Annotated in this window: 11 protein-coding genes; 2 read left to right on the top strand and 9 right to left on the bottom strand. The window is 36.6% G+C overall.

Annotated features, from left to right (window positions below):
* Positions 1-106: 106 nt before the first annotated feature.
* A complete protein-coding gene (locus ICN14_RS08175; RefSeq protein ID WP_216225986.1) occupies positions 107-1,711 on the bottom strand; it encodes a hypothetical protein in 1,605 nt (534 codons plus the stop codon).
* On the opposite strand from ICN14_RS08175, the gene ICN14_RS08170 reads away from it, so the two are divergent.
* On the top strand, positions 1,710-3,092 hold the full coding sequence (locus tag ICN14_RS08170) for an NAD(P)/FAD-dependent oxidoreductase (protein ID WP_216225985.1): 1,383 nt from the start codon (positions 1,710-1,712) through the stop codon (positions 3,090-3,092). The two genes, ICN14_RS08175 and ICN14_RS08170, sit on opposite strands and share 2 nt — an antisense overlap.
* Position 3,093: 1 nt before the next feature.
* Entirely contained in the window at positions 3,094-4,029 is a 936-nt protein-coding gene (locus ICN14_RS08165; protein ID WP_216225984.1) for a glycosyltransferase, read from the top strand.
* A 256-nt stretch (positions 4,030-4,285) separates the two neighbouring features.
* On the opposite strand, the gene ICN14_RS08160 is transcribed toward ICN14_RS08165, so the two are convergent.
* The 8 genes from ICN14_RS08160 to ICN14_RS08125 form a co-directional block, all read right to left on the bottom strand.
* Positions 4,286-5,143, bottom strand: coding sequence for an NAD(P)-dependent oxidoreductase (locus tag ICN14_RS08160; RefSeq protein ID WP_216225983.1), 858 nt, complete (start codon positions 5,141-5,143; stop codon positions 4,286-4,288).
* Positions 5,140-5,682, bottom strand: coding sequence for a dTDP-4-dehydrorhamnose 3,5-epimerase family protein (locus tag ICN14_RS08155; protein WP_255536019.1), 543 nt, complete (start codon positions 5,680-5,682; stop codon positions 5,140-5,142). Before ICN14_RS08155 ends, ICN14_RS08160 begins: the two co-directional genes overlap by 4 nt.
* Before the next feature lie 8 nt (positions 5,683-5,690).
* Positions 5,691-7,034: a lipopolysaccharide biosynthesis protein RfbH gene (gene rfbH, locus ICN14_RS08150; protein ID WP_370624832.1), complete on the bottom strand. Its 1,344-nt coding sequence runs from the start codon at positions 7,032-7,034 to the stop codon at positions 5,691-5,693.
* Entirely contained in the window at positions 7,031-8,113 is a 1,083-nt protein-coding gene (gene rfbG, locus ICN14_RS08145; RefSeq protein WP_216225981.1) for a CDP-glucose 4,6-dehydratase, read from the bottom strand. Before rfbG ends, rfbH begins: the two co-directional genes overlap by 4 nt.
* Positions 8,113-8,886 carry a glucose-1-phosphate cytidylyltransferase gene (gene rfbF / locus ICN14_RS08140; RefSeq protein WP_216225980.1) on the bottom strand — a complete coding sequence of 258 codons (774 nt, stop codon included), beginning with the start codon at positions 8,884-8,886 and terminating at the stop codon, positions 8,113-8,115. Before rfbF ends, rfbG begins: the two co-directional genes overlap by 1 nt.
* 84 nt (positions 8,887-8,970) lie before the next feature.
* Positions 8,971-9,936 (bottom strand): glycosyltransferase family 2 protein, encoded by a 966-nt coding sequence (locus ICN14_RS08135; RefSeq protein ID WP_216225979.1) that lies wholly within the window; start codon positions 9,934-9,936, stop codon positions 8,971-8,973.
* Between the two features lie 3 nt (positions 9,937-9,939).
* On the bottom strand, positions 9,940-12,354 hold the full coding sequence (locus ICN14_RS08130) for a hypothetical protein (RefSeq protein WP_216225978.1): 2,415 nt from the start codon (positions 12,352-12,354) through the stop codon (positions 9,940-9,942).
* On the bottom strand, positions 12,348-13,767 hold a 1,420-nt coding region (locus tag ICN14_RS08125; protein WP_216225977.1), incomplete at its 5' end, for a hypothetical protein. The genes ICN14_RS08125 and ICN14_RS08130, both read right to left, overlap by 7 nt.

The raw sequence follows: 13,767 nt of genomic DNA, 5'->3' as shown, positions 1-13,767 counted from the left end.
GTTAATTTTCAAATCAGATATATTCTTCAATCATTTCATTTGGAAATTGGCCAACAGCCAAGATAAAAATTACTCCAAATAAGATTTAATTAATTCAGCATCAAAACTAATTAGAAGGTATTTTTTTAATCAGAGCAAGCCCTGAGTTTGAAAAAAATACTGGATTATCTAAGTCAAAATTTTGCTTGATAATACTTTGAGTAAGGCATATGTTTGCACTTTTCTGATGGGTTTCACCCTGATAACTAGAGTATCCTTCAATCAGTTTTGGCTGACTATGGGGGTTAAATTTGACCACTAAAAAATCAGATTTTCCAATATTTAATGGATAATAATTAACATTTTGATATTTAAATAAATAAGGCATACCCGCTTCGATAGAAGAAATATTCGCATTTTTTGGAATGTTTTCAAATAATATTTTTTGAATATGTGCATTAGATTGCCTGCTAATAATAAGATTCTTTAAGCTTGAATATAATGTTAAATTATTATATTTAAGTTTTACACTTAAAATTTGATCAGAGTTAATATTATAAGTAGAATAAAAAATTGCTATATTAATAAATATAAATAAATATAATATAAATGTATTTATTATTGACATACTAAATTTTTTTATTGATGCAAATCCAACTAAAAAGCCATATACTAAAAATGGGAAGTAAAGTGAATGATAGTGAGTAGAAAATCCTGTTTTTTCGGCGCCGCCAATATTTCCTATTATGTTAGGTAGTAGCATTATGATTGATATCAATGCATATCTGAAATTCTTAAATAGTGGTACCACTATAAATATGAAGCTAATTAATATTAATGATATAGATCCATTAAGGAATCTTTCATCATTAAAATACATTATTAACGATGAAATGTCCTTGGGTATTGCACTTGAATAATAAGCATTATTAATTACAAGCTTTGTAATTATATAAAATAATAATAGTAATAATAAGCCAAGGATAAACTCAAATATTCTATATCTTAAAAAATCTTTTTTAAAAAATAAAACTGAATGTGCAACTAAAAAAACTGCTATATATAAAATGCATTTTTCATTGATAAGGCATCCGACTAAGATTGAAAACAGGAGGGATTTTAATTTATTATTTTCTGCAAAATAGTATATCAATAGACCTACTGGAAGAAATAACCTATCGATGTATGGTTGCCCAATGATAGATTGGGACCAAGCAGGATGTAAGGCAACGCAACTAATGCCCAGAAGCGCAATAAGCCTTGATTGAGTTAGCCTTGATAATATAAAAAATGATATGAACAATAATGAAAAAAACGCAAGTATATTTAAACCCTGCACTACATAAGGCGTTTTAAATAAATATACTAATAGTGATATTGGGTATAGGATATAGTAAGTGTGGTATTTGAAAAAATCCATCTGCTCTTCGGTGTATGAAAAACTACTTACCCCCATTTCACAAACTTTTTCAAGTGGGGCCGATGGCAAATTAGATGTAAAAATCAAATCTGATATACTTGCAAAGATTTGAGTATATTGCCCATTTCCATTATGGATGCTTTCCAGCAATGAATATAATAAACCAGTATCGCCCATCATTGAAATTGGCGTATTTACCCTTAAGTAAGTTATACATATAAAAATAATTGAAAAAAATCCAAATACTAATATATTTAAATGCTGATTAATTTTATGAACAAATTTCATTTTTTCTGCTAATTTTTTTCTCATGGATAATGAATATACCATTTTAGGGGCAGGCTTAGCTGGACTTAGCTGTTCGTACCATATTGGGCATGATTTGTGTCACATCTTTGAGGCTAAGAATCACGCAGGCGGGCATGCTTACACACACGAAGAAAACAAATTTTATTGGGATGAGGGCCCGCATGTTTCTTTTACAAAGCACCCTTACATAAAAAAACTATTGACCAAGAGCGTCAGCAGCGGCGCTTCAAAATTTCAGACTACTATCTTAAATTATTTTAACGGCTCATTGGTACCCCACCCAGTCCAATCTAACTTAAGATATGTTCCGGAGCCATTGCGAACCGAGTGCTTGAACAGCTTTATGCATCAATCAGCCCAGAAGAGTGTAGCGAACCCTAAAGACTATGCAGATTGGTTAAAGGAGGCTTTTGGAACTGTTTTTAGCGTTAACTTTCCATGGGCATATACAAAAAAATATTGGACACAAGCACCAAGTGAGCTGGATGTCGACTGGATAGGTAATAGGGTTTTTAAGCCCTCGTCCGATGCCGTACTTAACGGCTATCATGGAAATCAAGTTATCGGAGCCCACTATGTTGATGAGGTTTCCTACCCTAACCAAGGGGGATTCTATAGTTATGCGAGCTTATTGAGAGAGGGTTCAGATATCAGTTTTGAACATATCGTATCTAAAATTGATTTAAAGAATAAACTTTTACATTTCTCCAATGGGAAAACACATAATTATAAAAAATTAATCAGCACAATCCCGCTACCACAATTAATATATTTGGCTGATGCTCCATCCGAGGTAAGGGATGCCTCTAAAAAACTATCATGCACGTCAGTATTGTTGATAAATATCGAAGCATCGAGCCAGCTTAATGTTAATTTTCACTGGATGTATGTGTACGATGAAAATAAAATGAGCACCCGATTACACTGTATAAATAAGTTATCTCCCAATAACACCCCCGCAGATAAAATAGGTATACAAGTTGAGGTTTATGAATCCACGTTCAAACCATTCAATATGAGCTACGAAGAAATAACGGCTAAGGTTTGCGAGGAAGTTTTACAAATGAAGTTGCTAGACGGCATTAATAAGGCAACTTATAAATATATTCCTTACGCAAATGTAATTTTTAATAAAGATAGACGAGCCAACCAAGAAATCGTTCTTGATTGGCTTTCCAAGTTCGGCTTGTTAAGAGAAGCTGATGATTTAGAGCCCAATGAAGATTGGCACTCAGTTGCATCCAGAAAATTTTCAACGGGGGATCTTATCTTGGCAGGAAGATTTGGTCAATGGAAGTATTATTGGTCTGATGACTGCATATTAAGAGGGCTTCAGATTTCTGGAAAGCTATCACAATCATCAGTTTTTAAGAGCGAGGTATAAAGTGCTTAAAACTGTCTCAATTTTATGTCCTGTCTACAATGAGTCTGAAAATGTAGAGGATTTTTTTTTAGAATTTAACAAATGCACTCTCCCATATAGAGATAGGTACCAGTTTAATTACATTTTTGTTGATAACAATAGCGAAGATGATACCTGCGAAAAAATCAAAAGCTTAGGTTTAATAAACAAGAATATAACTTTAATTAAGTACTCTAGAAATTTTGGTTATATGAAATCGATTTATACGGGTTTTATTAATTCACCAGATGACGCTTGCGTGATTTTTGACTGCGATCTTCAAGACCCCCCAAGTCTTTTGCTAGATTTTTTGCATTATTGGGAGGGCGGCTTCAAAGTTGTGTATGGAAAAAGAATAACCAGGGTGGAGAGCAGCCTGTTTAGTGCATTCAGAAAGGCATATAGGCGAATTGAAAATAGCATCAAGGGTTATCAAGTTCAGCTAGAAACCGGCTCTTGGTTTTTGGATAGGTGCGTGATTGAGGAGCTTAAAAAAACAAAATTTGACCCCTATCTACCAGGGCTCATAACACGCCTAGGGTTTAAGTCTAAAGGGGTGCCATATGATCGAGGAATCAGAAAACGAGGAACCTCCAAGGTAAATTATCCACATTATTTTTCTTATGCAAGAGATGGACTTGTAAGTGGGAATATTACGCCTTTAAGATTGGCAAGCATCTTTGGATTTTTATTTTCTGCCACTTCTTTTTTGCTAGTATTTTATATAGTTATTGCTAAATTGTATCTTGGTGCCCCATTCGCATCTGGGGTAGCTTTCACAATCACTATAGTGTTGTTTTCTTTTGGAATAAACTTTCTGATTTTAGGGGTCATTGGGGAGTATATTGGGCGAATTTATTTAGAACGCGAGTTAACTCAACCCGCAATTATCGAAGAAATATATAGGTCACAGGATTGAGATCCGTTAACTTCGTCAAGAACTAATGGATCCTAGAAATAAATACTCTCCATTTAAAACACTAAAACCTACAGATATCTATAAATTAATTCGCCTAACAAGCAAATAATATTTTAGTCATTAGAGATTTTTTTTAAAAAATTATTCGTGATCATTGCTGCTTTTTAGTTAATCCAACACAAATGAGGTACGCACCTCGAATATGCTTTTATCTAAAAACCCTACTAATGCATTTTCACAACTAGCTGGCCATTCGTTAACTTGATTCATCTTTTTTAAAATTGGAAATTTCTGGCACTAATCGCATAACTTCATTCTTACGATAAGGGACCTCTCCAAATCTTAAGCTCCCAGATGCCCCCCATTCCCTCCACCAGATCTCTGCAAATTCACGTAGAGTCAGCGCCGTACCCGAACCAATATTTTTTACCATGGCATTGCCAGGTTTTGCATTTTCGAAACTTAGGGCTTTAATGAATTCTTTGGCAACGTCACTCACATGAATAAAATCCCTTACCTGCTCGCCCAAGCTCATTGAAAAATCTTTTCCTGAGAGTGCCGCATGTTTCAACGAAGGCCAGAACCGAGACTCTTGCTCCCCATCCCCAAAAACCTGAAATAAGCGAAGTATGGTTAATTTAACCTGATTTTCAGTGGCAAACCCTATAAAGGCTTCAGAAGCTGCGGCCTTTGAAATTGGATACGACAAATTTGGCAATAAAGGGGCATCTACTGGAATCTTCTCATATCTACCAGCAGAGTCTCCATACTCAAAGCACGACCCAGCCACAATAAATTTATCAACACCACATTGCCTTGCTTGTTCAGCCAATCTAATGCTTGCATATACATTCCAATACAAACATCTTGAAAGAACATCATAAGGAGGGTTGGGGGTATGAGAGGCCAAATGAACTAATACCTCTATACCCAATAAATGTTCTGTAAGATCGCCGTCCAAATGACCATCGACCCAAATGGGCTGCTTCAATAGAGGCAGTCTAGAGTGAGACCCCGGACGCCTTAATGCCACTATCTCAATGCCACAAGAATGCGCAAGGTTTATAAAATGGCAGCCTATAAAACCAGTCCCACCAGTCAGAAAAATCCTCATACACAAGGAAAGGGGGTCTGAAAATCTTCAAAAGAAGGATGTGATAAGTCTCGGCTAGATAAAATTGGATTCTTTATCCCCCAATCAAAACTAAAGCTATTCCAAATAATCCCAGCATCATATTTGGGTGCATATTCTGAACTAGTCTTGTAGACTAATAGACTCCCATCGGCCAATGATTTAAATCCATGAGCAATGCCCTGAGGAATGATCAGCAATGAAGGTGAGGATGCCTCGAGTAGCATTGATTTCGTTTTTCCGTAAGTAGGGCCAGGTCTTAAGTCTAAAAGTACATCAAGAACTGCCCCTTTTGGACAATAAACAATCTTCACGTGATCATGGGGTGGGACTTGAAAATGCATACCTCGCACTACATCTTTATTCGAAACTGAGTAGTATTCCTCATGCATTAAAAAATCAAAATTAAGCTCATGCAACATAGATTTAGATAAAGTTTTCACAAAGGTGCCGCGCGAATCATCTAGACGATCCAAGCTGACCAACCAAGTTTTTGGCAAAATTTCGTTAATTTTTTGCATACAAAAATTTAAAAATTTACCCCCAAATACGTTTCAATTTTTATTGCCACAAATTCAAGCATTTCTCTAGTGAGCGCAGGCTGAACACCAACCCAGAAAACATTATTCATGACCCGATCTGAGTTAATTAAATCCCCAGAAATTCGATAATTTACATTAGCCATGTAGGGTTGTCTTGTTAAATTTCCAGCAAATAGTAGCCTTGTGCCCACCTTGCTTTGATCTAAATATGCAGTCAATTCATCCCTGCTTACAGGAGCATTATCCTTAACCGCAATTGGAAATCCAAACCAAGATGGGTCTGTATGCTCTGTAGCCTGCGGTAACTGCAAAAATTCTTCGCATGAACTCAAGCGATCTTTCAAAAATTTAAAATTATCTTTTCGAGCCTGGATAAACATCGGTAACTTCTCAAGCTGCGCTAAAGCACAAGCAGCTTGCATATCGGTAATCTTAAGGTTATAACCTAAGTGACTATAGGTATATTTATGATCGTAACCCTCAGGCAGATTTCCTAATTTCCAGCAAAAACGTTTACCGCAGGTATTGTCTTTTCCTGGAGGACAGTAGCAATCACGACCCCAATCACGAAAACTTTCAGCAATTTGCTTCAACTCACGATTGTTGGTAAAAACTGCGCCCCCCTCCCCCATCGTAATGTGGTGAGCCGGATAAAAACTTAAAGTAGCAATATCACCAAAAGTCCCCACCATCTGCCCCCTGTACATACTCCCCAGAGCATCACAACAATCCTCAACTAACCATAGATTATATTTTTTACATAATGCGGTAACAACATCAAGATTAAATGGATTTCCCAAAGAATGCGCCAACATAATGGCCTTAGTCTTTGGGGAAATAGCAGCCTCAATCTTAGTAGCGTCTATGTTGTGAGTGATAGGATCTACATCCACAAAAACTGGGACAGCCCCAAACTGCAGGATCGGATTTACCGTTGTTGGAAAGCCTGCTGCAACACCAATCACCTCATCACCTTTTTGGATTGCTCGATCACCCAACTTAGAGGACGTCAAAGTTGAAAATGCTACCAAGTTAGCAGAGGAGCCGGAATTAACTGTAATCGCATATTTAACCCCCAAAAACTTGGCTAAATTTTTCTCGAACTGCTCATTAAATCGACCAGTAGTTAACCAACCATCAAGAGAAGCATCCACCATATTTTTTAGCTCTTCAACGCCAATTAATTTTCCAGATGGTGGAATAGTTGTTAGCCCCATTTCAAAATTTTTTGGCGCAAACTCGATAGCGGCATATTGCTCAACCAATGCTGCAATTTGTTTGCGTATTCTCTCTTGCTCCAGCTTATCTATGCTTATTGTTTGTGTATTCATGATTTTGAGTTCATATATTGATTAATTTGAGCAAGACTGATCTCTTGCATATTTTCCTTAGTTTGAAATGATTTTTGCCAACTAACAGTTTTTTGAATTGACGTTTCCAAATCCCACTTAGGGGCCCAACCTAGTTGTGTATGCGCCTTAGCGCAATCTAGCTTCAGATAGCAAGCTTCATGTGGTTGCTCAAAACCCTCTTTTTCCCATGTGGCTTCGCCCCCCCACTTAGAAATCAAAAGTTCAATCACCTCTTGCACCGTGCAATTACTGCTATCAGATGGGCCAAGGTTCCATCCTGATGCAAAGGTCGAGCCATTCTCATAAAGAGCTTGGGAGAGAACCAAATAACCCGAAAGAGGCTCTAAAACATGCTGCCAGGGACGCGTTGACAAAGGATTGCGAATCCTTAATGACTCACAAGCTTCAAATGCCTTAATCGCATCCGGGATTAAGCGATCCTCAGACCAATCCCCTCCGCCGATTACATTACCTGCTCTGGCGGATGCGACTGAATTTCTTGAATTTATACCAGAGAAAAAAGATTGTCTATATGCAGAAGTAACTAACTCAGCACATCCCTTGCTATTGCTGTATGGGTCATATCCTCCCATCGCCTCATTCTCGCGATATCCCCAAACCCATTCCTTATTTTCGTAACATTTATCAGTAGTCACTACTACTGTAGCGCGAACGGAATCGGCATTACGGCAACTTTCTAATACATGCACCGTACCCATTATGTTTGTAGCATAAGTTTCCACTGGTTTGACGTAGGAATATCGTACTAGCGGTTGAGCAGCCATATGGATTACTATCTCCGGCTTTGCATCTGAAATAGCCGCCTGAAGGCATGCCAAATCACGAATATCGGCAATATGAGATCTTTCAATCAAAGATTTAACTCCTAAAACATCAAATAGATTTGGAGTTGTATTAGGCGCTAATGCATAACCCGTTACATCAGCACCCATTGAAGACAACCAGAGAGAAAGCCAGCTCCCCTTAAATCCAGTATGGCCCGTCAAAAAGACTTTCCTGTTCTTCCAAAAAAGAGGTTCGACATTAGCTGATTTCATTACCAAGATTTCCATGGGGCCTTACCAGAGGACCATAACGCCTCTAATAAATTTTTATCCCTCAGAGTATCCATGGGCTGCCAAAAACCATTATGCTGGTAAGCCATTATTTCAGACTCTCCAGCCAAAATCTCCAATGGCTCACGCTCCCAGGTTACAAAATCATCCTTAATCAAATCTATAACTTTTGGGGATAAGACAAAAAATCCTCCATTTATCATACCGCCATCCCCTTTGGGCTTTTCTGTAAATGAGGCAACGTGTTGATCCGCCCTAATATCTATCGCCCCAAAACGACCGGGAGGATAAACGGCGGTCAATGTTGCCTTCTTACCATGGCTGTTGTGAAACTTAATTAGCTCTGTAATATCAATATCACTCACGCCGTCACCATAAGTAAAGCAAAAGGCCTCATCATCTTTTACAAACTCTGAGACGCGCTTTAGGCGACCTCCCGTCAAAGTTTCAGCACCTGTATCTATTAAAGTAATCCTCCAGGGCTCAGCATAGCGATGATGAACCTCCATTTTATTGCTAGCCATATCGAAGGTAACATCAGACATATGCAAGAAATAATTGGCAAAATATTCCTTAATGACATAGCCTTTATAGCCACAGCAGATAATAAAATCATTCACACCATGAGAAGAATAAATCTTCAGAATATGCCATAAGATTGGCATTCCCCCGATTTCAATCATCGGCTTTGGCTTACTCTCAGTTTCCTCGGAAATTCTTGTACCCAATCCGCCTGCAAGAATAACTGCTTTCATTTACTCATCCTATGTAAAAAATCTTTGCCAATTAATACTGTACACATACACCCTAATCGGCAAACTACATCAAGCATGCCAAATTTATTTCAAAAAGACACTTATTGGCTTAGCGGGTACTGAGGATATATCCTCGTTTAAAAACGCAAGAATAAATTGCATGCCCAGAACAATAGGTAGAACGGAGATCATGACAGTGCCGATTGGGGTGTTTAATCCGCTAGTCATTGCCAGTTGCCACTTTAGAATTCCAAATATAAAGCCCCATAAAAACATTGCTGTACCCAGAGGAAGCATCAATGATCCAATCGTCATATCCCTTAGATAGTAGTTATAGAATATTCTCTTGAAAAGATTTCTGAGATTTTTATACATAAATTCAGGAATGATTTTACCTATCCTCATATTACTTTTTTCATCGCCATAATGGGCGTCCATAGGCATGTCCTGCACTACGGCTCTAACCGTATTTAATCTAAACAACATATCACTTTCAAAAAAGTATCTTTTGCTAATTTTTTCAAAAGGTAAATTTCTAGCTAAGGCACTGTCTATAGCGGTAAAGCCATTCGTAGGATCATAAATATTCCAATATCCGGAGGACAATTTTGTTATGAAAGAGAGGGCCGCATTACCAATAATTCTGTTAACAGGCATCATTTTTAATTTTTCTAAATTATAGAATCTATTGCCCTTAACATAATCAGCAGTACCCATCTCTATTGGTTTTATTAAGCGCGGAATTAAACGTGGATTCATTTGCCCATCGCCATCTAGCTTAACTAATATTTCCGCTCCATCTGCAATCGCCTTCCTATATCCACTCATTACTGCACCGCCAACGCCCTGGTTGTCACGGTGGTAAATCACTGAAACATTTTTAGAATGGCAGAATTTACTCTCAACCAATTTTCCAGAATATTCCGGACAACAATCATCAACCACATAAATCAGATAACCCATATCATTCAGACAATCAAGCAGATCAACTATATAAGCTGAAACCTTATATGCAGGAATAATGACGGCGACATTACCATTACTAATCATTGATCATTCCAATACGCTAATTTTTTTGAAAATTACTGGTATTTCCGAATGTGATGTTGCATAAACTATCGCATTTGAAGATTTAGGAGGCGATCTCATTTCAACTGAATAGCTTTTAAAATCCCGCTCACATTCAAAGGTCGTAATACTCGTTGAGATAAATTGACCTTTGGAATCCATCCAATTTACCTGTAATCGACCATCAGTAACCCGATCCGAACATTTAGCTTCGGCTATGTATTTAACTTTCTCAAACTCACCAACACTCACCATAGTTACCGCCGGGGAATTAACTGTAACTTTTAAATATTTTCCCTCTAAAACTTTAGCCCCATCTGCGAGCGTCCAATCTTGTGGGAATTTTATATTCTGTAACAAATCATATTGGAAATTTATTTCATTATCCACCTTCAAGACTGAAATATTTCCAATTTTCTCAACACTACTTGTTAAATTTTTTACTAACTCACGTCTTTCGGGGGTGCTCCATGAGTCATCTAGCAATAGATATTCCATTTTATGCCTTGAAAAGAGAAGAGCTAATTGCTTCTTATTCTCTACTTCAAATATAGCCTTTGAAAAACTATAGTTATACCACCAGCCAATCAGTGGAATCGCATGCAGGCCAGCAATGTACGGCGCAGTTGATAAGATTGCAACTGGAGAATTATTTAAATTAAGCTCATTAACAATTGCAACTGCCTTGCGCATTGGTACTCGTGACTCTATGTAGGCCTCTCGCTTGGTGTTATTAAAAATTACTGGGAACGAAACATCGCTATATCCGGATGCAGCTTTAAAAAATAGTAAGTTTGAAGAAAATACAAGGCAAACTAATGCTGAAAAAATAATTTTTACTGTGCTTCCAAATTTATTTGACTGTCCAATTGCAATTGCGATGAATATTGTGAGCAAAACAAATGCCGGATAAACATAACGCAAATATCCAACAGTATTAAAGACACCCAGAATAAAAGTCGAAGCGAATAACAATAGCGCCAATACCCATTTATTCCTAAGGAATAAAATTAAGAGGAATGAGGGTAGAAATAGCAAGACCCATTGAAACCCAGGGGATCCATTTCCACCCTCAATGAAATTTTTGGAATTGAATGTAATTTGATTAATTAAATCCCATGAAATCCCCGGCTTAAATGGATGAATAAATTTCTCAGGGGGATATAGGGGTGATTTAAATATTTCATTGTAAAAAGGAAAGAGTGGATTTCCAGTTACCCAATATGAGTATGCATATGAAATACAACCAATCAGTAAAAAAAACAAAATTGACTTAAAGAATTCTAAAATCAAAAAGCCATGTTTTTTTAAGTTGTATAGATATAGTAAAAATATAGTGGGAAGGATAAAAAGAGTGGTTAACTTTACCCCCATGGCCATGCCTAAAAATAAACCGACAAGAAAAAGAAATTTTTGGCTATGGAGTGATAAGTCCAGTGAAATTTTAAATAAAATTACCACCCCACCCACAAGATAGGCCGTCCAAATCAAATCTGTAAAAAGAGTTGAGGACTCAAGGAGAGTTAGTGGTGTTGACAACAAAAGCAAAATTGCAATTAGATATTCTTTTTTTGATCTATTAAAGGTGATCACTAAATCCCTTATCAAATAACAAATAATGGCTAAGAATCCTAAGCTAGTAATGCGCACTGCAACTTCAGAATTTGTAATCATGTAAGGGATTGTGAAAACCCAGTTTGCATTAAGTGGACCCAAAGACCATATCAAAATTTTTGGGTCATAAATCCATTTATGGTAGTAAGCCATCCTTTCGGGCACTACCAAATGTGATACCAATGCGTCGTAACCGATCTCAGGCATTAACGCAATTAAAAAATAGACAATAGCCAGGCTGCCAATCAACCCCTCTAAAAGCAACTCTGTCGTTGACTTTTCCAAGGCAGGATTATTTTTTACAAAACCAATGAAAATTTGATTAATTTCAGAGAAATGCCTCCAAGAGGCAGCAGTGATAATTATTAATACCGATACATATAAGCCAGCATAATTAATTGGAAAATGGGAACTTAAACCAACCATGGCGGCCAGTAATGCTATTCCAGCCATTAAATTATATAGAGTTCCAGGGTTGCTACTAGACACAAAGTGATTTATTCTGTAACCAAATGTGATTGAGGCAGCGGCAATAAAATAAAGAATCGCTAAATTTACTCCATTACCTGACATTACACCGATAATTAATATTATAAAAAAAGTTAGCTTTGGTATTGAAATGTTTGTTAGTTTGCTCAATAAAATACTGGCTATCGCATACCCTGCAGCCCACATTAAATATTCATTCCAATAGTTATTAATCGTAATACTTCTACAGTATTGAATAAAGCAAAACGCTATTGATAAAAATAGCAAAGGGGTAAAAAATATTTTTTTATTTAACATATAAATTTAATGATTTGTCTCACTTTTGATTCCCAGGTATTTTCTAAGGCCTCATTCAATAAATTTTTATTTTTTTCTTTACTATTTGCGGCGATATAAACTCCATCTAAGAATTGATTATAGTCTTGTGCTATAAAGATTTCTTTGTATTTATATACTTCATTAATAGCAGTGCTAACGACTGGTTTTTGAGCAGAAAAATACTCAAACAATTTTACTGGAGACACGGAGTCTGTAATTTTATTTTTTACAAATGGGATAATACAGACATTGAACCGATTTAAATACGGAATTAATTCATTTCTATTTTTTTTCGGCAATAAAACTATATTTTTGTATTTATTAACCAAAAAATTGACCTTGCTGCTTACATCATGTGAAATTGGCCCTATGAAGACGAAGCATATATCAGGGCTATTTTGCAGTAAAAACTCTATTAATTCAAAATCCATCCACTCTGCGATTGCCCCATAGTATCCAACTATTGTTGAACCCTCCAGATTTTGCAACTCATGTGGAATGTCTGAGCCTTTTTGCACCAAACTTATAAACTCGCTTGATACACCATTACCTACCAATATAACTTTTTGTCTGAATTCATTTGGGATGATTTTCAATAAATTATCAGATGAAACTGTAACAAGATCGGCAGCAGTTAATAATTTTTCATGCTCCTCCTGTCTTGACTCTGGATCTAATTCAAGAAGCTCAAGCTCATCCATTACGTCGTATATAAGGAATGAGTGAGGCAGTATATCTACATGTTTAATATTATTGGGCCACATGCAAAAATAGATAATCTCTTCCGCCTTATAAATTTCACCAAGATAGCAAAAGTAGTTTTCATTCAATAAATAGAAGTTCTCTGAAACCTCCTTAAGAATTTTGACATTATCAGTTTGCCTATTTAACGTACCGTATATCACCATAAAGCCTGCATTAGCGAATGCCTCTGCCATACCTTGAGGTCGCTGCATCATGTATGAATAATCAACCGTTGCTGGAAATACCACCACCTTTAATCCGGCTTTCTTAATATTCGATATAGTCGAAATTATTTTTTTTCTATCTTCACCATCTCCAATCAACCCAATTCTAAATAAAATTCTTTTGGATAAGTATGTTATGTACCTCCCCCGCTCGGCAGCTGTTCCATTAACAATATTTCTCCTAAAATTAAACGCTCTAGTTCTCCATTTTGAACGCGATGCAATTCCAAAATTATTTTTTTTAAGGTTTGGACTAGGGCTATCCATTTGTATCTCTTTTGCGTGAAGCTGGACTAGCAAATGTTCAAAATTATCAAGCCTAGAAATTACTCTTTCAAGTTCAGGGGAATTATTATTCCCCATCTCAAAATACTTCCGAAGATCTGTTGAAATTTTTTCTAAATAAGAAAGCGCTATATTCGTC

The organism is Polynucleobacter sp. MG-27-Goln-C1, assembly GCF_018881905.1.
Classification (GTDB): domain Bacteria; phylum Pseudomonadota; class Gammaproteobacteria; order Burkholderiales; family Burkholderiaceae; genus Polynucleobacter.
The sequence above is the reverse complement of the archived record's forward strand: the minus strand, read 5'-3'. Positions and strand labels throughout refer to the sequence as shown.